This window comes from uncultured Porphyromonas sp. (assembly GCF_905372525.1).
Taxonomy (GTDB): domain Bacteria; phylum Bacteroidota; class Bacteroidia; order Bacteroidales; family Porphyromonadaceae; genus Porphyromonas.
Window position 1 is genome coordinate 1 of the sequence record NZ_CAJPPN010000044.1, and the last position, 20,947, is coordinate 20,947.

18 protein-coding genes are annotated in these 20,947 nt (G+C 53.1%); 5 read left to right on the forward strand and 13 right to left on the reverse strand.

Going from position 1 to position 20,947, the window contains the following annotated elements; all coding sequences use genetic code 11:
• The first annotated feature begins 765 nt into the window (after positions 1-765).
• The 3 genes from QZ170_RS07715 to QZ170_RS07725 all read left to right on the forward strand — a co-directional run bounded on the left by QZ170_RS07715 (position 766) and on the right by QZ170_RS07725 (position 3,003).
• Positions 766-1,212 carry a helix-turn-helix transcriptional regulator gene (locus QZ170_RS07715; protein ID WP_297179502.1) on the forward strand — a complete coding sequence of 149 codons (447 nt, stop codon included), beginning with the start codon at positions 766-768 and terminating at the stop codon, positions 1,210-1,212.
• A gap of 80 nt (positions 1,213-1,292) precedes the next feature.
• Positions 1,293-2,069, forward strand: coding sequence for a dihydroorotate dehydrogenase electron transfer subunit (locus tag QZ170_RS07720; RefSeq protein WP_297179503.1), 777 nt, complete (start codon positions 1,293-1,295; stop codon positions 2,067-2,069).
• A 10-nt stretch (positions 2,070-2,079) separates the two neighbouring features.
• Complete coding sequence (locus tag QZ170_RS07725; protein WP_297179505.1) at positions 2,080-3,003, forward strand: dihydroorotate dehydrogenase; 924 nt, start codon at positions 2,080-2,082, stop codon at positions 3,001-3,003.
• A gap of 116 nt (positions 3,004-3,119) precedes the next feature.
• On the opposite strand, the gene folB is transcribed toward QZ170_RS07725, so the two are convergent.
• From folB to gcvH, 7 genes are all read right to left on the reverse strand, one after another.
• The gene (gene folB / locus QZ170_RS07730; RefSeq protein WP_297179508.1) at positions 3,120-3,491 is read right to left on the reverse strand and encodes a dihydroneopterin aldolase; all 372 of its coding nucleotides are present in this window, start codon (positions 3,489-3,491) and stop codon (positions 3,120-3,122) included.
• The gene (locus QZ170_RS07735; protein ID WP_297179510.1) at positions 3,466-4,461 is read right to left on the reverse strand and encodes a cation diffusion facilitator family transporter; all 996 of its coding nucleotides are present in this window, start codon (positions 4,459-4,461) and stop codon (positions 3,466-3,468) included. The genes folB and QZ170_RS07735 overlap by 26 nt, the downstream gene beginning before the upstream one ends.
• On the reverse strand, positions 4,451-5,845 hold the full coding sequence (gene hemG / locus QZ170_RS07740; RefSeq protein WP_297179512.1) for a protoporphyrinogen oxidase: 1,395 nt from the start codon (positions 5,843-5,845) through the stop codon (positions 4,451-4,453). Before hemG ends, QZ170_RS07735 begins: the two co-directional genes overlap by 11 nt.
• Positions 5,846-6,504: 659 nt before the next feature.
• Entirely contained in the window at positions 6,505-6,942 is a 438-nt protein-coding gene (gene dut, locus QZ170_RS07745; protein ID WP_297179514.1) for a dUTP diphosphatase, read from the reverse strand.
• A gap of 67 nt (positions 6,943-7,009) precedes the next feature.
• Positions 7,010-8,815, reverse strand: coding sequence for a (E)-4-hydroxy-3-methylbut-2-enyl-diphosphate synthase (gene ispG, locus QZ170_RS07750; protein ID WP_297179517.1), 1,806 nt, complete (start codon positions 8,813-8,815; stop codon positions 7,010-7,012).
• 83 nt (positions 8,816-8,898) lie between these two features.
• Positions 8,899-9,405 carry a 5-(carboxyamino)imidazole ribonucleotide mutase gene (gene purE, locus QZ170_RS07755; RefSeq protein WP_297179520.1) on the reverse strand — a complete coding sequence of 169 codons (507 nt, stop codon included), beginning with the start codon at positions 9,403-9,405 and terminating at the stop codon, positions 8,899-8,901.
• A gap of 12 nt (positions 9,406-9,417) precedes the next feature.
• A complete protein-coding gene (gene gcvH / locus QZ170_RS07760; RefSeq protein WP_297179523.1) occupies positions 9,418-9,798 on the reverse strand; it encodes a glycine cleavage system protein GcvH in 381 nt (126 codons plus the stop codon).
• A 1,015-nt stretch (positions 9,799-10,813) separates the two neighbouring features.
• Between gcvH and QZ170_RS07765 the strand changes: the two genes are divergently transcribed.
• On the forward strand, positions 10,814-12,622 hold the full coding sequence (locus QZ170_RS07765; protein WP_297179526.1) for a DUF349 domain-containing protein: 1,809 nt from the start codon (positions 10,814-10,816) through the stop codon (positions 12,620-12,622).
• 39 nt (positions 12,623-12,661) lie between these two features.
• The gene (locus tag QZ170_RS07770; protein ID WP_297179528.1) at positions 12,662-12,997 is read left to right on the forward strand and encodes a DUF6122 family protein; all 336 of its coding nucleotides are present in this window, start codon (positions 12,662-12,664) and stop codon (positions 12,995-12,997) included.
• A gap of 126 nt (positions 12,998-13,123) precedes the next feature.
• On the opposite strand, the gene QZ170_RS07775 is transcribed toward QZ170_RS07770, so the two are convergent.
• The 6 genes from QZ170_RS07775 to QZ170_RS07800 are packed head-to-tail and all read right to left on the reverse strand — an operon-like array spanning position 13,124 to position 20,640.
• Positions 13,124-14,578 (reverse strand): TrkH family potassium uptake protein, encoded by a 1,455-nt coding sequence (locus QZ170_RS07775; protein WP_297179530.1) that lies wholly within the window; start codon positions 14,576-14,578, stop codon positions 13,124-13,126.
• A 17-nt stretch (positions 14,579-14,595) separates the two neighbouring features.
• Positions 14,596-15,948 carry a Trk system potassium transporter TrkA gene (gene trkA / locus QZ170_RS07780; protein WP_297179533.1) on the reverse strand — a complete coding sequence of 451 codons (1,353 nt, stop codon included), beginning with the start codon at positions 15,946-15,948 and terminating at the stop codon, positions 14,596-14,598.
• A gap of 5 nt (positions 15,949-15,953) precedes the next feature.
• Positions 15,954-17,897 carry a 1-deoxy-D-xylulose-5-phosphate synthase gene (dxs, locus tag QZ170_RS07785; protein WP_297179536.1) on the reverse strand — a complete coding sequence of 648 codons (1,944 nt, stop codon included), beginning with the start codon at positions 17,895-17,897 and terminating at the stop codon, positions 15,954-15,956.
• Between the two features lie 13 nt (positions 17,898-17,910).
• The gene (gene hisS, locus QZ170_RS07790; RefSeq protein ID WP_297179539.1) at positions 17,911-19,272 is read right to left on the reverse strand and encodes a histidine--tRNA ligase; all 1,362 of its coding nucleotides are present in this window, start codon (positions 19,270-19,272) and stop codon (positions 17,911-17,913) included.
• Positions 19,273-19,315: 43 nt separating this feature from the next.
• Entirely contained in the window at positions 19,316-19,813 is a 498-nt protein-coding gene (locus QZ170_RS07795) for a dihydrofolate reductase (RefSeq protein WP_297179545.1), read from the reverse strand.
• A 32-nt stretch (positions 19,814-19,845) separates the two neighbouring features.
• The gene (locus QZ170_RS07800) at positions 19,846-20,640 is read right to left on the reverse strand and encodes a thymidylate synthase (protein WP_297179542.1); all 795 of its coding nucleotides are present in this window, start codon (positions 20,638-20,640) and stop codon (positions 19,846-19,848) included.
• Positions 20,641-20,947 lie beyond the last annotated feature (307 nt).

Consider the following 20,947-nt stretch of genomic DNA (forward strand, 5'->3'; position numbering starts at 1 on the left):
CCAGGCTATCACCCAAAGGGAAAAAGGAGAATATCCGCATCATCCTCCAGTAAGGAGATTGCCCGAGGGCTAATCAGCTTAGATGTCATGGCCAATGCATAGGACTCGCTTAATGGGCATGCAAAGAAAGATGGAGATCTGAGAATGAGATATAGGGAGCAAAGACCGGAGGGTGTGTCAAACTAGCTGTGAGGATCAGCTGGACAACAAGTCATAACCACGAGTATGCATATGCCAAAATGTCAACTCCAGAGCCTAGGAGAGGATAGATACCTTATCGGAGTAATTCAAGATAACAAACTACGCATGTGTTCCACGCAAGTAGGGTAGGAGTATTCGTTATTTGGAATTGCGAATGCAATAAGAGAGAAGTTTAACTCAAGTAAATATTCGGCTAAGCAAATCAATATTCAAATATCAAATCGAGGCAAAGTATACTCTATAGGACGTAGGTTTATAACTCAAATTCCCAGATATTTATATCATGGTATCTAGGGAACTACTAGAGTTTATAGGCTAGAAATGAGAATATATTGGCGCATTAGATTACATTGTTTACACTCATATGCTTATACATGAGTGTATTACCTCGTTTATGTTAAAGTATCACTACAGAGTGTTGAGGGGTGGGGGAGCGGGTATTTGCTTCTTTTGTTTTGTGTTTCCGATATTCTAATTCTAATATTTGAATTCCGATATTTAAAACCTAAAGTTTGCTCCTTTGATTTCCTTTTCGTAATTTTGAATCATAAATCGGATGACACTATGGCAGACTTTTTAAACCTAGAAGAGATCTCGCGCCGGCTCCGGACGGTCGTCGAGGCGAGCAAGATGAGCGCAAAGGACTTCGCCCTTGGTGCTGGTATCCCTCAGGCCACTCTATCCCAAATCCTGAATGAGAAGCAGCTCATTAGCGTCTCGGTAATCAATAAGGTCATCGAGCATTATTCGGAGCTAGTCGATCCCTATGAGTTCCTATTTGGGACACCAGCCCCCTCCTCAGACCCCTACGAGATGGGGCTATTCCCCTCGCAGATGGTACCTAGTGCCGGAGATAAGAGTAGTGATGGGATGCGGGAGATCATCCGTACCCAGTCTGAGGAGATCGTGAAGCTAAAGACGGAGCTAGCCCTGAGGTCAGACAAGGAGATTGATCGTATTATGGTCTTCTATACGGACAATAGCTTCAAGACCTTTAGGTGCAATGACTAGTGCGATTTATCCCGCCTAGGAGCCCTCAGTAATGGGAGAATCTATAAGTATCTTTGTCGCGATCTTATTCACTAGAATTGATGAAGAAGTATTCACTCCAGTTCACTCTCCTTTCCACCCAAGACCTCGGTGCAGGCAACTATCTGCTACGCCTCGTACTACCACTAGAGCAGGGGGCATTCCCACCTATGGCACCGGGGCAATTCGTCCAAGTAGCAGTGCCTGGAGGGAAGGTCTTACTACGCCGTCCTATCTCCATCTGCAACGCCCTGCCAGAGCGCAGGGAGCTATGGTTACTCATCGGACGGGTGGGACGAGGAACCTCTATCTTAACGTCCCTAGCCGAGGGCACGACGCTAGATCTACTCATTCCACTGGGGAGTACATTCACCCTAGAGGGGATACAGCGTCCTCTGCTCGTCGGGGGAGGTGTCGGGATAGCACCTATGTTCTTCCTCGCTCAGGCTTTCCATGACCGAGGGATACGTCCCAGCATACTCCTAGGGGGGCGTACAGCAGCTCATATCGTCCTCAGAGAGGAGCTAGGCCGTCTAGGTGAGGTCTATTGTACGACGGATAATGGGGAGCTCGGGGTACATGGACGGGTGACGAATCACGAGATCCTCCGGGCGGGGGTGTTTGATCGCATCTACACGTGTGGACCAAGGGTCATGATGCTGGCGGTGGCTAAGATAGCAGAGCAACGAGGGATCGACTGCGAAGTATCCCTAGAGAACTCTATGGCTTGCGGTATAGGAGCCTGTCTCTGCTGCGTCGAGGATCTGATCGGGCAGGGGAATACTTGCGTCTGCACGGAGGGCCCAGTCTTTAATTCCCGCTTGATAAAGAAAGACTAACTAACGAACAATGCTTCAGACAAGCGTAAATATTGGTCGGGGACTCAGGATCAAGAACCCCGTGATGGTCGCTTCGGGCACCTTCGGCTATGGGATAGAGTATACTGACTTCATCGATATTAGTAGGTTAGGAGGGATTTTCGTCAAGGGAACGACCCTACACGCACGACAGGGTAACCCCTATCCTCGTATGGCAGAGACGCCCTCTGGGATGCTCAATGCCGTAGGGCTGCAGAATAAGGGGGTAGACTACTTCTGTCAGCATATCTACCCACAGATCTATCCATACAATACGGCGATGATCGTAAATGTCAGTGGCTCTCAGGTAGAGGACTACGTGGCTACAGCGGAGAAAATCAATGCCCTGGAGCATATCCCTGCGATCGAACTCAATATCTCCTGCCCCAACGTCAAGGAGGGAGGCATGGCCTTCGGGGTCACGTGTGCAGGTGCTGCCTCCGTAGTCCGTGCCGTACGAGCGGTCTATGACAAGACACTTATCGTGAAGCTATCCCCCAACGTCACTGACATCACGGAGATAGCACGCGCCGTGGAAGCAGAGGGAGCAGATTCTCTCTCGATGATCAACACCCTGCTCGGTATGGCTATTGACGCCGAGCGCCGACGTCCCGTTCTTTCGACAGTTACAGGTGGGCTGTCTGGCCCTGCAGTCAAGCCCATTGCGCTACGGATGGTCTGGCAGGTAGCTCAGGCGGTGCATATCCCTATCATAGGGATGGGTGGGATCGCTTCGGCGACAGATGCTATAGAGTTCCTCCTCGCAGGAGCGACGGCTATAGAGATCGGCACATACAACTTCGTGGATCCTACGGCCTCGATACAGATCCTAGAGGGGATAGAGGACTACCTGCGACGTCATGGTTTCTCTGATGTCAACGAGCTCATAGGAGCCCTCGAGCTCTCCAAGTCGTAGACCTAGAGGTATAGGACTTAAGCCGTCCTCCAGAGCTTCGGTATCTTCGTATACGACGAGCCCCCGATGATCCAAGTCATCGGGGGCTCGTCATTTATTTTTTAGGGAAGGGGATCCTAGTCTCGTGAAGCCTCTAGGGTAAAGGAGGCCTTAGATACCTCTCCTGGGAGAGGTGGCTTGGTCTTAGACAAGGTGAGACTAATATGACTGATTTGGTGGAAGGTCTTGAATAGACGCTCTCCGATCCTCCCTACGACATGCTCTAGCAGTAGGGAGGGTATAGCCATCTCCTGGGCAATCACTTCATAGATCTCAGCATAGCTAACTGTATCTTCTATTCGGTCAGAGTACAGGCTAGGAGTGACCTCTGCCCATACTGATAGCTGTAGGACGAAGTGGTTTCCTACACGACGCTCCTGCTCCATCACACCATGATAGGCATAGAAATGCATGTCCTGGAGGTCAATCTTCGTTGTCGTTACCTTCATTGTTTATAGGGTCTGTGAGGGTACTTGGGGTACACTTCCGCTGAGGGTGCTGATGGCAGGGACACTCTATCGGCTCGACGTGGATCGTAATGTGGGTCATATCCCCAAAGTGGCTACATAGAGCCTCCTCTAGGGACAGTGTGATGTCATGCCCCTCGGTCACCGAAATAGATCCATCAACGAGGATATCAAGCTCGATAGCGTAGCGCTCTCCTATACTACGTGTGCGTAGCTTGCCGATACCCTTCACTCGGGGTGTCCAATAGGCGATCTGTCGGATCTCATCTTCGACAGCTGGGGGTAAACTCTCCTCAGTGAGCTCACAGAAGGCAGGGTAGAGCACGACCCAGCCCATGCGGAGAATAAAGATACTTACGACTGCTGCAGCTAGAGGCTCTAGGAACAGCCATTTCTCACCTAAGAAGATCGCACCTGCCAGCCCAAGGGACACTGCTAGGAGAGCCAGAGTATCCCCTCGGTGATCAGCTGCCTTTGCTCTGAGGGCGGAGCTCTTCAGTAGATGAGCCCAGCGCGAGGTGTAGCGATAGAGCACCTCCTTGATCAGTAGAGAGACGAGTGCTATGACTAGTGTCAGATAGCTTGGACTAGGGAGCTTGAGACCAAGGAATAGGAGCCCATAGACCTCCCGAGTACTATGGATGAGGAGAAGCCCCCCGACACACATCATCATAGCGGCCATGACCACGGAGGCTAGGGTCTCATACTTCCCGTGTCCGTAGTGATGATCCTTATCCTGGGGCTTACCCGAGATACGGATGAAGATAAGTGCTATGAGGTCTGTGGCAAAGTCGGAGATCGAGTTGATAGCCTCTGCGATGAGAGCGTTACTGTGCCCTAGGATCCCGACGATGAGCTTGAGGATGACGAGTGTAATGTTGGAGACACTACCGAGGAGGGTCACCTTAAGGATCTTCTTGGTACGCTCCGAGTAATATAGACTACTTGTCATAGGTCGGGAGCTGCCCATCGAGCTCATGAGCCAGTAGGGTCGCCTGTCGTACTCGGTCAGACATACCGATGCCGTCACGTATCGCACCGGCTAGGTGTAGCCCCGGGTGGAGGGCCTCGAGGGTGGAGATCTGAGTTAGTCTCGCCTCGGAGCTCGCTTCATATTGCGGGATGGCATGCCGATGGCGAAAGATCCGGATAAGGTCGGGCTCGTAGTCTATCCCAAGAAGTCTCCTCAGACGATCGGAGACAATCTGACGTATCTCCTCATCCGAAGCTTCAATGAGTTCGGGGCTTCGCATTCCGCCGAGGAAGATTGAGAGGAGTGTCCCTCCCTCAGGCGCTCGGTCTGGGAAGCAAGCACTTGGGTTCAATATCCCGAGGAGTTGCTTGTCCTCGAGGGAAGGTACAAGGCCACCAAAGGCATGGAAGTGGGGGAGTGAGAGCTCTCGCTTCCCCCAGCTAACCTGTACTACCGGCGCATAGCGTAGCGATAAGATAGGAGCCAAGTCCGCCTCTGATAGGAAGGGGAGTAACGACTGGAGCTGAGGTGCTGTGCAGGTCGTGACGATATGCCTTCCCCGTAGGCAGTGGGACTCATCAGCCTGGATGTACCTTGCTTCCCAGTGGCCCTCAGGATGAGGAGTAAGACTACAAGCTGATACCCCGAGGTGGATCCTCTTCCTACCAATCAATTCTGCGAGCCGGTCGGTTAGGGTACTGAGTCCGCCATGTGTGGCAAAAACCTCGCGTGTGATGAGCTCGGACTTCGGTGCTTTAGGGGCTCGACGCTTGGCGATAGCTCCTCGTATGAAGCTACCGTAAGTCTGCTCTAGGGCATAGAGCTTGGGCAGAGCAAAGCGAGTCACCAACCTCCGTGGATCGCCAGCATATATCCCTCCGATGAAGGGATCGACAGCGTAGTCTAGGTAACTCTTTCCCAGTCTTCTCTCCACAAGATGAGCTAAGGTCTCATCTGGGTCTGTACCCGGCTTCCGGAAGGGCTCTAAGAGGACTCTAAACTTATCCCCCAGGCTTATAAGTGGAGTCTGCAGCCCTGACTTCGGGCCAGAGGGAAGCGGGTAGAACCGCCCACCTTTGAGGATTAAGCGTTTCTTGGCCGAAGGGTCTGCTATTAGTCGGAGGTCTGACTGTTGCTCTAGTAATTCCGCCACCTCGACGCTTCCTACTACACCGGTATTAGGGCCGCTCTCAAAGGTGAATCCCTCCTGATGGAAGGTTTGGATCGCTCCCCCCACATGCTGAGAGCTCTCTAATATTTGCACCTTTCGTCCAAGCCTGCGAAGGTGATAGGCCAAAGTCAATCCTGTCAGCCCAGCACCAATAATTATAACATCTACCTGCTCTATTTCTTCTTTGTTCATTTGCTTTGCCTACGTTGGTCTACAAAAGTACGCCTTTTCCTCTGTTCTTTTCCTCTGTTGAAAAGGAGCAACCTCACGAGGCTATATAGGTATGGTTCTAAGTATCAACTGTATTCTTCGGTTATGTTGGTTATGTTTAGTTTGTGTGATTAGAGGGCTACTCTCTTATCAATATGTCCAGGGATACCCGCTCAGGGATATGCTGTACCTTGTTCGACGGATGTACTTGATCCTCCCCTCTCTTAGATGTTGAAAATCGGAACGATGAATATGCCTCTACGAAGATCTCGGCTGCGACTTTATGATACGTACACTCTTTGGTAGGTGACTACAGCGAGAGGTATAATGCGTATATGGGGCTATTTATCTAGGTCAAGAGCGTGTAAGGAGGATGATACGTACACTCTTTGGTAGAAGATCACAGCGAGAGATATACGCGTATATGGGGCTATTTGCCTAGGTCAAGATGTGCACACGGAGGATAAAATATACGCTCCAGAACTCATATACATGGGTATTACATATCATTCTACTTTAGGACAGCGGAAATGAGATCTCATGTATAAGGCTAATCAGCGCCCCACGATAAAGGATGAGCATAATCCTCTATCTATAGGACGTTCGCCCTTGGAGGGCAATAGTGGGGAGCGAGGAGGACTCTATCCTCGCCCCGTATGGCCGAAGCCTCCCTCCCCTCGCTCGGTCTCAGATAGCCTTTCGGCGAGCTCCCATTCGATGACTTCGTGTCGGGAGATGACCATCTGCGCAACGCGCTCTCCGTCCTCGATCACAAAGGGTTCATTAGAGAGATTGACCAGGGGAACCTGCAGCTCTCCTCTATAGTCTGCATCGATCGTACCTGGGCTATTGATCACGGTGATCCCATACCGGATAGAGAGCCCACTGCGTGGGCGTATCTGAGCCTCATAGCCCAGTGGCAGTTCCATATAGAGTCCAGTCGGGATGAGCCTCCGCTCTAGGGGCTGAAGGGTGATGGGTTCAGAGAGGGAAGCTCGGAGATCGAGTCCGGCAGCCCCCGCTGTAGCATAGCTCGGGAGGGGGTGACGGGATTTGTTGATGACTTTGATCGGTAACATAGGCTTGCGTTATGCCAATATCTGCTGTGGGGCGAGTGAGTGGACGAGTCCTAGCGGGAGTTTGAGCTTAGCTGACCTGAGACTCTCCATCGGGCTCTTTCCAGTCCCCATGCTCCCTGATGAGTGCGATGAGATGCTCTACGGCTTGAGCTTGGGGGACACCCTTTCTGATACATTCCTGACCCTTGTATAGGTCTATTTTCCCTGGGGCAGCCCCGACGTAGCCATAGTCAGCATCAGCCATCTCACCGGGGCCATTGACGATACAGCCCATGATGCCTATCTTCAGTCCTTTGAGGTGGGCTGTCGCAGCCTTGATCTCGGCGATTGTATTCTGAAGGTTGTAAAGCGTACGGCCACAACCGGGACAGCTGATGAACTCTGTCTTGCTCATCCTTAGGCGTGTCGCCTGCAGGATCCCGAAGGCTGTCTTTACCACCTCCTCGGCTTCGAGATGTGGAGCCTCGAGACATAGCCCGTTCCCCCATCCGTCGAGGAGGATGCTCCCACAGTCGGCAGCTGCATAGAGGCGGAAGAGGTCGAGGTTCGTCTCCTCATAGGTTCGCTTGAGAAGGATGGGATTGGTGATACCCCTGCGGCGTAGCTGGGTAAAGCCCCACCGCCAGTCAGCGACGGGATTCTCTCCCCTACTCTCTAGCAGGATGAGCGTCTGTGGGTGCTCAAGCAGTCGCTGGATAGCTTCCTCCGCTATGCTCTCTGAGGACAGAGCACAGACAGATACACCGATGATCGGGGTGCCGTTATAGGCTCTTAGCTGACCATTGGGGGTGAGGATTGCGTCGGGGCGCTGGGGGTATACTTGTAGATCCTCCCCTTCTCTGGTGGGAAGAAGGACTATAGGGAGATTATTCCCCCCTGCGAATGCTCCTACGGCTGTAGTCCCTCTGCGGGCATCCCGACAGAGCTCGCGGTACTCCTCCCAGCTGGGTAGGTCTCCCTCAGCCGTAGAGGCGGCCTCCCTCCGTGTTATGTAGTCTACGAGCGCACGAGCGACTGGGATCTCACACTCAGGCTCTTCGCTGAGTGAGACTCTGATCGTATCCCCTATCCCATCGGCAAGGAGCGAGCCGATCCCGACAGAGCTCTTGATCCGTCCGTCCTCTCCCTCGCCCGCCTCAGTCACCCCGAGGTGCAGGGGATAGGCCGGATAGCCAAGAGTGTGCAGTCGCTCTACGAGGAGACGGACAGCTGCCGTCATTACTACAGTGTTGGAGGACTTCATCGAGATGACTATGTCGTGGAAGTCGTGTGCTCGGCATACGTCGAGGTACTCTAGGCAGCTCTGTACCATCCCCTCCGGAGTATCCCCATAGAGCATGACCATACGCTCCGAGAGAGAACCATGATTGACTCCAATGCGAATAGCACGACCGAGCTCCTTAGCCCTAAGGACGAAGGCGCCGAAGCGCTCCTCTACCTGCTGGTGTAGGGTACGATAGACCTCATCATTCCATTCTGTACGCCCCTTGCTATCGACGTAGTTCCCCGGGTTGATCCGCACCTTCTCCACGTACTCTAGGGCTGTGTCTGCCGCAGTGGGATTGAAGTGAATGTCGGCCACGAGGGGTGTCGTGAGGCCACGGGCATGTAGTGCCTGATGGATGACACCGAGATTGGTGGCCACACGCTTGTCTTGTGCTGTATAGCGGAGGTACTCAGCTCCTGCAGAGATAATGCGTTCAGCCTGAGCAACAGCAGCCTCCGTATCGAGGGTGGAGGCGGTAGCCATAGACTGTACACGTATGGGGTAGTCTACACCGAGGGGGGTATCCCCTATCTGCACGATGATGGAGCTACGTCTATGATATTGGCAGGGCTCAGCCCCGAGATAAGATGCTTGGATGTCTGACATCAGCGATGATCTGTATGTACAAAGTAAACCCAGAGGACGGAGAAGCTACTCGTCCTCTGGGTCTACAACACATAGTAGGGAGATTAGTTCGTTTTGTGGGCGAACTTCACCTCTGATAGTTCCTTATTAGCCTTGACGACTTTCTCCTTGAGCGACTCCTTGTAGCGCTCTAGTCGTTGGTAGAGCTCCTCATCAGAGGTAGCTAGCATCTGCACAGCGAGCAGAGCAGCATTCTCTGCGGCATTGATCCCGACAGTAGCGACGGGTATGCCTGGGGGCATCTGCACGATGGAGTAGAGCGCATCCACCCCCTCAAGGGAGGCCTTGATCGGCACCCCGATGACGGGAATAGAGGTCATGGAGGCAATGACCCCACAGAGGTGTGCAGCCATGCCAGCAGCACCGATAATTACACGTATGCCTCGCTCCTTAGCTGAGGTCGCGAAGGCCTCTACCTCCTTGGGAGTACGATGTGCCGAGAGAGCAAGCATCTCGAAGGGGATACCTAGAGCATCTAGTCGTATCGCAGCCTTCTCCATGATGGGTAGGTCGGAGGTACTACCCATGATGATACTGACGAGTGGCTTCACGCTATGGTCGGTCTATCCAGCGATGAGCTTCGTGTAGTCGGCTGCGCTGAGTAGCCCTTCTACATCGTCGGCATTGGCAGGCTTGACCTTGATGATCCAGCCCTTGCCGTAGGGGTCGTTGTTCACGAGCTCGGGCTGATCCTCTAGCTCAGGATTTAGCTCGAGGACTTCGCCTTCGATAGGTAGGAGGAGATCCGAGACCGTCTTTACGGCTTCGATGGAGCCGAAGACTTCTTCTGCGCTGAGAGTTTCACCTTCGGTGGGGACATCGACGAATACGATTTCGCCGAGCTCGCCCTGTGCGTAGTCCGTGATACCTACATAGACGACATCACCCTCTAGGCGTGCCCATTCGTGGTCTTTTGTGTACCGTAGTTCTTGAGGAGTATTCATGCTCTTCTCTTTTTGGGTTTATGAAGTTAGTTAATACTTGTTAGCTTGAATTCTGTAGGGCAAAGATAATCAACAAATCTCTATAATACGCAGATTGGCAAAAGTTTTATTCCCCTTGACGTGCCCTATATAATATGGTATACTGAGGGGCGAGGATCTAGGGGAACTTAGGGCCAACGCATGGAAGTACTAGGGGGCTAGGTCGAAGAGCTCGGGGGCATAAGGTTCGCGATAGATATATCTGTGTCTTAGGAGTCGGTAGAGCAAGCCTACATCTACTACCAAGGGGGAGGTTGTATACACGTGGGTATACAATAGTGTACCCACGTGTACACTCTCACGCTCTAAGTATGTCCCCTGTAGGGCTCCCTCGTAGGTGCATTTCTCTGGGATAGTCTTGGCGCTCCAGAGCTGTCGCTCAGGCTCTCCTGGGAATAGAATGATATCCCTAAATAGCCGAAGGGTGGAGAGTGCTGAGAGGCTGTCTGAGTTCGCCAGTGACATTATCCGAGGCGGCGACTAGGCTGATGGAGCCTTGCCATAGGGGACAATCTCGATTATCGCATAGAGATGGTGGAGCGCTCCTAGACGAGGTAGGACAGGAATATCTTCTCCGCCACGCATAGAATAATGGGGACGAACATCACTAAGGAGCTACTACGCTCTCGATAAGGACGCACTCGTCTCCTCCATCTAGGTGGTGAGGACGCTCTCTATAGGAGCGCAAGGGGGGGACTCAGGGTGTGCGCTCCCTACTATTCGATGTATATAATGCTGCGGAGTGAGTGAGGTCCCCTTATGGTCGGATCTCTTGGGTGTGAGCTATAAAAGTATCCTCTTTCCCCCCGTTGTAGGCGGGAAAGATTGGAGAGAAACGAAAAAATCGTTTTCTTTGTACTAGGCAATATTTATATGGGCTCCTCCGTAGCCATTCGGTAGCTCCATCAAGGGGTAACAATAGCCTGATGGACGTCCATGGTAGGGAGGAACGATCACACTTCAGAGAAAAGAGATTATGGAACTTCTTCAGAACTCAGGACAAACACAGCAGGCTGAGGCCACAGCACCCCAGCTTGACCAGCAAACTACGCCTCAGGACACAACCCCGAACCTCCAGACAATGACCGCACAGCAGCTCGTCGATCAGCTCGCACTGCTCCTCCAGCAGGAAGAGCTCCCTGATCGTAAGACTGTGGAGCAGATACGTGGCCAATTTATCCGAAGAAAGGAGAGACAGAATGAGGCCGATGCCAACCAGAGAGACAACCTAGAGGCACAGGAGATTCGTCTCGGTGAGCTCCTAGCGACTTTCAAAGAACGTGATCGTAAGAGACAAGAAGCCCAAGAAGCCCTATTCTCAGAAAATAAAGCGAAGAAGGAAGCCCTATTACTCCGCTTTGAGGAACTCTTTAATGAGAATAAAGAGGGGACTGAGTTCGGCGAGCTGTATGCCAAGTTCACCCATATCCGTGACGAATGGAAGGAGAGTGGCTCTGTCGATCAGAAGGATCAAGCAGAGCTGAACAAACGCTTCTATACCCTCCGTGACCAGTTCTACGACCTAAAGGCTATCAACGACGATCTCCGACAGCTGGACTTCAAGAAGAACCTTGAGGCCAAGCGTGCTCTCCTACAGGAGCTCCGCGATCTCGAAGCCGTGAAGGATGTCATCGCCGCCCACCGCAAGCTCCAAGAGCTGACCACTCAGTGGCATGAGCTCGGCCCAGTGTCTAAGGAACTGAGGCAGGAGGTGAATACGGAGTTCAAGCAGCTAGCAGGAGCCCTACACAAGCGTCACCAAGAGTTCCACGACAAGCGTAAAGCCACAGAGGAGGAGAACCTCCAGGCTAAGACGGATATCTGTGTCAAGGTCGAAGAGCTCCTCATCGATGGAGTCCTGACGACACATGCTGCTTGGTCCAAGGCCACAGATCAGATCAAGGCGATGCAAGCCGAGTGGCGCACCATAGGCTATGCCCCCCGTAAGGACAATGATATGATCTACCAACGCTTCCGTGCGGGTGTGGATGCTTTCTTCCGTCACCGTAGTGACTTTATGAGGAAGGCTCAGGATCACAGTGACGAGGTGCTGAAGGTCAAGCGTGAGCTCATCGAGCGGGCAAAGGCTCTTCGGGAGAGCACCGACTGGGAGGCTACTGCTGAGGCCTTCAAGAAGCTCCAAAAGGAGTGGCAGGAGGCAGGCTCTGTCTCCCAGAAGTATAGTCAGAAGATCTGGGAAGAGTTCAGAGAGAGCTTTGACTACTTCTTCGAGCGTCGAAAGAAGGAGGGTACACGTAAGTCCGATGTCTATCATGAGGCCCGCAAGAGCCTAGCGATAAAGCGTGATATCCTCAAGGAGCTCACTGCGATAAACGAGGGTGAGGAGCCAGAGAACCTCAGAGAGCTCCTCACGGAGTACAACGAACGCTGGAAGCAGGCAGGCTCTGTCCCCCACAAGGAGAAGGAAGCCATCAATGCAGCCTACAGAGAGCTCCTCGATGCCCTCCACGGCAAGCTAAGGAAGCACCGCTCTGAGCGTAGACTCTCTGGATATGGGGCGTCCCTGGACAACCTAGAGACCAAGGGTAGTAGCCTACAGACGGAGCATGCTCGTCTGCAGCGGCACCTCGACCGGCAGCGTGCCGAGCTCAATACGTACGAGAACAACCTAACGTTCCTCAATGTAAGCAGTAAGAGCGGATCGACCCTACTGAGTGAGATCGAGCGCAAGCGTGATGCCCTCGTGGCAGATATCGAGCTCACGGAGAAAAAGCTCCGTCTACTCGAGCAGAAGGAACGTGAGGCAGTACCAGAGGGTGAATAGCCCGGAGGCTCGTCCTGTGGCTTAAGAGGCTCGTTAAGTATGCTTCGTGGAATAGTCCACTACGGGCTACACTTCCTTGCTCCCTACTTCCTCGCTTTTCTCTGGGGACGCTCCAGACAGTTCAAGGCTTACCTCATCCTACTAGCAACGATGCTGGTAGACCTCGATCACCTACTTGCTCAGCCGATCTTTGATCCCAATAGGTGTAGTGTAGGCTTTCACCTCCTACATTCCTATCCGATGATCGTCCTCTATGCCCTGCTCTGTATCCTCCCTCTGCATAGGCTGGGACTTCCTTGGTGGGTACGAGTCATCGGGGTCGGATTACTCTTTCATATGGCGACGGACTGGCAAGACTTCTACCTCTGGCAATAGCCTACAGCCCCTCATATCAGAGGGCGTAGGTTTACTAACCTCCAGATAAATAACCGAGCCCATGGTGTGTACAGCACACCATGGGCTCGGTTATTTATCTGGAGCGGAATTATCCGGAGTCGGTCGCTATCGCTTCCAGAAGTAGGGGGTGAGGATGCCGATCACGGTAAAGACCTCCAGGCGACCAGCAAGCATGAGGAAGCAAAGTACCCCCTTGGAGAAAACACTAGCCTCCCCTACCGAGAGAGCATACTTCCCGATCGCAGGACCAGAGTTACTGATCGCAGAGCATGCGATACTGATACTGGAGATGAAGTCATTCTGATCCATCATCAGGAGGGTCGCCCCGATAAAGATCAACATGATGTACATGACACAGAAGGCTAGGACCTGGTGCACAGCACTCACGCTGAGCTGACGCTTATTCATCAGTACGGGAGTCAGTAGATGGGGGTGGATTTGCTTCTTGAACTCGTTATATAGGTTCTTGAGCAGAACTAGGAAACGAGCACTCTTTAGTCCCCCCGAGGTAGAGCCTGCACAGCCATTGACGAACATGAGGATCAAGGCTAGCATCCAGATGAACGAGCCAAGGTGAGTTATATCCGTAGATAGGTAGCCCGTGCTTGAGCCCAGCGAGATCGTCTGGAATAGGGCGAAGCGTATATTCTCTTCGATGCTAGGGTACTGTCCCCTCAGGTAGAGACTCAGGGCCATCATCGATGTTATCGAGAGGATGAAGAGGGTGAAGAAACAGAACTCCTCATCCCTAAATAGGCGCCTTGGCTTCCCCGTGAGCGCAAAGAAGACCAACGTAAGATTTAGACTACCTATATACATGAAGCCCGAGATCACATAGTCCAGATAGGGCGAGTGATAGGCCTCTATGCCTTCATTCCGTGTCGAATACCCTCCCGTAGAGATACAGGTGAAGGCGTGACAGATGGCATCGAAGAGAGGCATTGGGCCGAGCCAAAGGAGTAGGATCAGGACGAGAGTCTCAGCTAGGTAGACGAGCCAGAGAGCCTTGGCGACATCTGTGATCCGAGGGAAGAAGCGATCATGAGTGATCCCCGTCGTCTCCGCATTGTAGAGCTGAGTAGCCCCACCACCGAATATGGGCATTAGGGCGACTGTGAAGACGACGATCCCTACCCCACCCTGCCACTGTGTGAGGCTTCGCCAGAAGAGTAGAGAACGAGGGAGCGACTCTACATCACGAAAGACTGTCGCCCCCGTCGTCGTGAAGCCCGATACCGTCTCAAAGAAAGCGTCTAAGGCACTATGCGTCGCTCCATTCATTAGGAAAGGGAGCATCCCGATGAGGGAAAGGAGGAGCCAGGTAAGAGTCACCGTGAGCATCCCCTCGCGGCGTGTTGCCTGTGTCTTCTCTCGGGCTTCCTTACCGAGGCCTAGGAGTGAAAGCCCTACCCCCGTGAAGGTCAAGATCGTAGCTACCCAGGGGAGGAAGGGCTCATCGAAGCAGATAGCTAGGACGAGTATCCCGACTACGACCCCAGCCTCTAGGAGGCACATCATCCCGAGGACACGACTGATAAATCGGAAGTTAATGGAGTGCATAACGACCTTCTCTCACTTTAGAAGAGCTTGTTCAGCTCCTTGATGGATACATCGTGGTAGAAGATGACTACATGATCATAGGGCTCGAAGATCGTATTCCCATCAATCATAGATGGGGTACCATTGCGGATCATCCCCCCGAAGGTGATATTCTGGGGGAGATGTAGCTCGCTAACCCTTTTCCCTACGATCTTAGAGTCTCGGCGTGTGACGAGCTCGACTACCTCCGCATTACTGACTAGGGAGAGGCAGGTCACCTGTCCTGTCTGCTGACCTAGTAGGATACGATAGATATAGCCCGCTGCTAGTAGCTTCTTATTGATTAGCGTCCCGATGTCTAGACGGTAGGCTAAGGGGATATAGTCGATATTCTCCTCCTTGGCGATCGTCTTGTAGACATTGTAGCGCTTAGCCGCCAGGCATGCTAGGACGTTGGTCTCCGAGTTCTCTGTGAGAGCTACAAAGACCTGAGCATCACTTAGCCCTACCTCCTCACAGATCTCGGGGTCACGTCCATCTCCGTGATAGATCTCTACGTTGGCAGGCATACGCTCAGAGAGACGTAGGCACTTGTCCTTATTGCTCTCGATGAGGGCTATCTGGATGCTCGATGGGATCTTGGTGATGGCTCTCAGTGCGACTGGACTAGCTCCCATGATGACGATACGCCGTATCTCAGGGGCGTCTTTACCAGCTAGCTGACGAATAACATCAGTGTGGTCTACTCCACAGGTAAAAAAGACGAGGTCGTTATGCTCGATTAGCGTACGACCACTTGGGATAATGGTATCTAGGTCTCGCTTAATAGCGACGATGTGGTAGGACTTAGCCTCAGCCTCGGGCAAGATACCCTTGAGCTCATGTAGGTGCTTACCGACGATAGGAGCCCCTTGTCGCACCTTGACGCCGATGAGTGCTAGAGCGCCATTGAAGAGCGTGATATATTGCCGAGCCCAGGGGTACTTCGTGATAGCAGCGATCTCGTTGGCTGCGAGCTCCTCTGGATAGATCATCCAGTCCACACCGAGCTCCTCGAGGAGTTTGGTGTACTCAGCCTCCAGGTACTCTGCGTTATTGATCCGAGCGATGGTATGCTTTGCCCCCACGCGCTTAGCCAGAGCACAGGCCATGATATTCGTTGACTCCTCTGGTGTGACCCCTACGAAGAGGTCTGCTCCCTCTACGTGGGCGCTCTCCAGATCTGAGAGTAGCGTGGGGCTACCCTCTATGGGTAGGACCTCTAGGTGATGAGTCGCGCGCTCTAGTTTCTTTGCATCAGAGTCGATGAGGACGATGTTTTGGTCCTCATTGGAGAGCATCTTTGCTAGATGTGTCCCTACTTCACCTGCTCCTGCGATTACGATCCGCATCTTCTCTAGGATTGAGTGGCTAGGAGGTCCTTAGCCGTGTGATATATAGCCTCTTCATCTAGGCCACAGTACTTCCGCTGTTCTGCGGGCGTCCCATGGGCGATGAATTCATCGGGTAGTCCGAGACACTTGATCCTCGTAGCGAAGCCTCGCTCCATAGCGAGCTGTAGAATACCCGAGCCTACGCCCCCATTGAGGCATCCTTCCTCGATGGTAATTACACGCTTGCTCTGGCGGAATACCTGCTCCAAAGTCTCTTCATCGAGGGGCTTGGCAAAGACAAGATCGACATGTCCCACTGCGTAGCCCTCTCTCTGTAGGCGCTCTACAACACGGCTCACTGTCACTCCGAGTGGGCCAAGGGATAGGAAGGTAAGATCCTCACCCGAGGAGAGTACCCGTGACTTAGCATAGGGATAGGACTGCATCGGCTGTCGCCAGTCTATGACTGACCCCGAGCCTCTAGGATAACGGATAGCGATAGGGCCAGACCACTCAAAGCAGGCGGAGCGCATTAGATGTCTTAGCTGTACCTCATCATAAGGAGAGCAAACGGTCATCCCAGGGATTGTCCTGAGATAGGCTATATCGAAGGCACCCTGATGGGTCGCTCCATCCTCCCCGACTAGCCCTGCACGATCGAGACAGAAGACGACATGACTCTCCGTGAGTGCCACATCATGAATGAGCTGATCATAGGCTCGCTGCATGAACGTGGAGTAGATGTTGCACACGGGGATTAAGCCCTCGGCAGCCAAGCCAGAGGAGAAGGTCACGGCATGCTCCTCTGCTATCCCCACATCGAATGATCGCTGAGGATAAGCCTCCATCATATAGGTCATTGAGCATCCTGTCGGCATGGCTGGTGTGACGGCTACTATACGCTCATCTCCATCAGCGAGCTCGACGAGCGTATGCCCGAAGACATCCTGATACTTAGGCGGCTGGGGGGTAGCACTACCTAGGATACGCTCTCCCGTCATAGGATCAAACTTCCCTGGGGCATGCCATACCGTGGGATCTTCCTCTGCTGGGGTGTAGCCCTTCCCCTTCTTAGTGCTGATATGCAGGATGCGAGGCCCCTTCATATCACGGATATCCTGTAGGATCTGTACGAGGTGCGCTATATCGTGCCCATCTGTGGGGCCTAGGTAGCGTATGCTGAAGCTATCGAAGAAGTTGCTCTGCCCCGAGATTAGGGACTTGACTCTATTATTGAAGCGTAGCAACCCCTTGCGCTGATCCTCCTGAATGATATGCAGCTTGCGCAGGGCACGATACATATCGTAGCGCATGCTGTTGTAGGTGGGATTGGTCAGCAGATTGACCATGTGCTTATTGAGCCCACCGACATTGTGGTCGATGGACATGTTGTTGTCGTTGAGGATCACAAGGAGGTTGTTGGGGAAGGAGGAGGCATTGTTCAGCCCCTCAAAAGCCATTCCTCCCGACATAGCACCATCACCGATAAAGGCTACGACACGACGATGCTCCTCCTTCAGTGCAACGGCTACAGCCATCCCGAGCGCTGCCGAGATCGAGTTCGAAGCGTGCCCTGCGGCGAATGTATCGTACTCACTCTCGGATGGGATCGGGAAGCCTGCTAGCCCCCCCCACTTGCGTAGCGTACCGAAAGCCTCTCTGCGCCCCGTGAGGATCTTATGGACATAGGCCTGATGCCCTACATCCCAGACGATCCTATCCTCTGGCGTATCGAAGACGTAGTGCATGGCTACGGTGATTTCCACTGCTCCAAGGTTTGCACCGAGGTGCCCAGGATTGACCGAGAGCGCCTCGAGCATGAAGCGGCGGATCTCGGCACAGAGCTGCGGTAGCTGATCGGGGCTGAGACGGCGAAGGTCCTTAGGCTCCCGGATCTTGTCTAGGAGCAGATACCCTATCTCAGCTGATGAGGTGGGGTTGGTATGTGATTCCTCTTGTTGTAGCACGTCTTACGAGCCTTTAGTGATAGATATACTCCAGTAGCTCCTCTTCGCTAAGCGTCTTCTGCTCGCCTAGGCGCATATCCTTTAGGGTAAAGCGTCCCGAGAGACGCTCCTCTTCGCCGACGAGGACGACATAGGGGATATGTAGGCTATCGGCATAGCTCATCTGCTTCTTGATCTTGGTGGGCTCTGGATAGAGTTCACAGCGCACACCCGCACGGCGAAGGCGGGCAATGATGGGCATGAGATAGAGCGCATCCTCCTGCCCGAAGTTGGCAAAGAGCACCTGTGTACCGGTCTCTGCATCTTCGGGGAAGAGACCTAGCTCTAGCAGGACATCGTAGATACGGTCTGCGCCGAAGGAGATCCCTACCCCACTCAGTCCTCCGAGGCCGAAGATCCCCGTGAGGTCATCATAGCGTCCACCACCTGAGATACTTCCCATAGCGGCATCCAGAGCCTTGACCTCTAGGATAGCTCCCGTGTAGTAGGATAGCCCACGAGCAAGGCTAAGGTCTATAGCTAGCTCTGCGGTGAAGTCCAGGTGGTCGGTATGGTCGAGGATGAAGAGTAGCTCCTCGATCCCCTTCTGCCCCTGCTCTGACTGAGCTAGTAGGGAGGATAGCTGCTGGAGCTTCTCCCGATTAGAGCCCGAGAGAGCGAGTAGAGGGCGTAGTCGCTCTAGCTCCTGCTCGGTGAAAGCCTTGCTTCGGAGCTCATCGAATACCTTCTCCTCCCCTATCTTGTCAAGCTTGTCGATCGCTGTCGTGATATCAATTAGCCGATCCTCTGCCCCAATGACCTCAGCGATACCGCCGAGTATCTTTCGGTTGTTCAGTAGGATGCGTACACGCAGACCTAGACGGCGGTAGACCTCGTCTATGATCTGTAGTAGCTCCACTTCATTGAGGAGCGAGGTGGAGCCGATCACGTCCGCATCGCACTGGTAGAACTCTCGGTAGCGCCCCTTCTGTGGGCGGTCAGCACGCCATACGGGCTGTATCTGATAGCGACGGAAGGGCAACGTAAGCTCTGAGCGATGCATGACCACATAGCGAGCAAAGGGTACGGTCAGATCGTAGCGTAGACCCTTCTCACAAGCTTTATTGGCGAAGCGTGTGGCATTGCGCTCCAGTAGCTCCTCATCGCTGAAGTCCCGTAGGGCATCCCCAGAGTTCAGCACCTTGAAGAGTAGGCGGTCGCCCTCCTCTCCATATTTGCCCATTAGGGTAGAGAGCTGCTCCATCGTTGGGGTCTCGATCTGGCGGTAGCCAAAGAGGGCGTAGACCTCTCGGATGGTGTCGAAGATATAGTTACGTCGTGCCATCTCTACTGGCCCGAAGTCTCGCATACCCTTAGGGATCGTTGGTTTCTGCATCGCTTAGTAGCTTAATATATGTCTTAAGTATCGAAGTCTTATGTTAGCACTGCCCCCTCTTTCGTACGAGAAGGCTAAATCGTGTGGCATATTCGTTCCGCTCATCTGCGGGATATTCCTGCACTTCCTGCTCCACCCACTGCTCCATGTCAAGGGCAGGGAAGAACGTATCCGCTCCAGGGAAGGAAGCTCGGACGTATGTCAGATAGATCCTATCTACCCGTGGGAGGAAGGCTCCATAGATCGCTCCTCCACCGATGACGAAGACCTCTTCGTCCTGCTCTACCTCGGAGAGAGCCTCCTCGACCGAGGCATAGACCTCTGCCCCGGGCAGAGAGCCTAGAGTACGGCTGATGACGATATTGCGTCTATTGGGTAGAGCGCCATTGGGGAGGGACTCATAGGTACGTCGTCCCATGAGTATGGTGTGTCCTGTCGTCAGAGCCTTGAAGCGTCGGAGGTCGTCAGAGAGCCGCCATAGGAGCTGGTTGTCCTTACCGATCGCTCTATCCTCACCCATAGCGACGATGATGGAGAGTATCATATCTACGTATCTTGTCTTATAGGGGGAGGTTAGACGGAGACCTTTGCTGCTATGTGGGGATAGGGCTCATAGCCTACGAGCTCAAAGTCCTCATAGGTGAAGTCCTCTAGCTCACGGATCTGTGGGTTGAGCTTCATCTGCGGTAGCGTCTTAGGCGTACGCTCTAGCTGGAGCTCGACCTGCTCTAGGTGATCTCGATAGATATGGACATCTCCGAAGGTATGGACGAAGTCCCCTACCTCCAGTCCCGTCACCTGTGCGATCATCATCATCAGCAGGGCATAGGAAGCAATATTGAAGGGCACACCGAGGAATACATCTGCACTACGCTGATAGAGCTGTAGGCTGAGTCTCCCCTCGGCTACGTAGAACTGCATCAGACAGTGACATGGAGCGAGTGCCATCTGATCAAGCTGAGCTACATTCCATGCCGAGACGAGCATTCGCCGACTATCGGGGTCTCGCCTTAGCTGATCGATGATCTGCTGGATCTGGTCGATATGCCCCCCGTGGTAGTCGGGCCACGAGCGCCACTGGTAGCCATAGATGGGCCCTAGGTCGCCATCCTCACGTGCCCACTCATTCCAGATCCTCACCCCATGCTCCTGTAGGTACTGTACGTTGGTATCGCCCCGTAGGAACCATAGGAGCTCGTAGATAATACTCTTCAGATGGAGCTTCTTGGTCGTCAAGAGGGGGAATCCCTCCCTAAGATCGAAGCGCATCTGATAGCCAAAGGTGCTGATCGTCCCCGTACCGGTACGATCGCCCTTCTCTCTACCTGTCGCTAGGATATGGCGGAGTAAGTCTTGATATTGCTTCATCGCTTCATTGCTTTGTTCCCTGTGCCGAAGTCTTTTTGTTTACAAAGATACATAAATTACCCCCCTCAGCCTAATAGAATTAGGTGCACCACTGAGGGGATAGAGTGCAGGACTGACGTCTGGAATAAATAGGGGGCTAGGGCAAAGCGATTGAAGAGCTTACCCCAGGATAGAAGCATCTGTATCCTAGGCGTAGACCTGCCAAGCGTATACCTACTACTTAGGAGGGTAAAGTGTACACGTGTGTACACTACTGTATACCCACGTGTACACTACTGTATACACGCGTGTACACTACCTCGCTCTA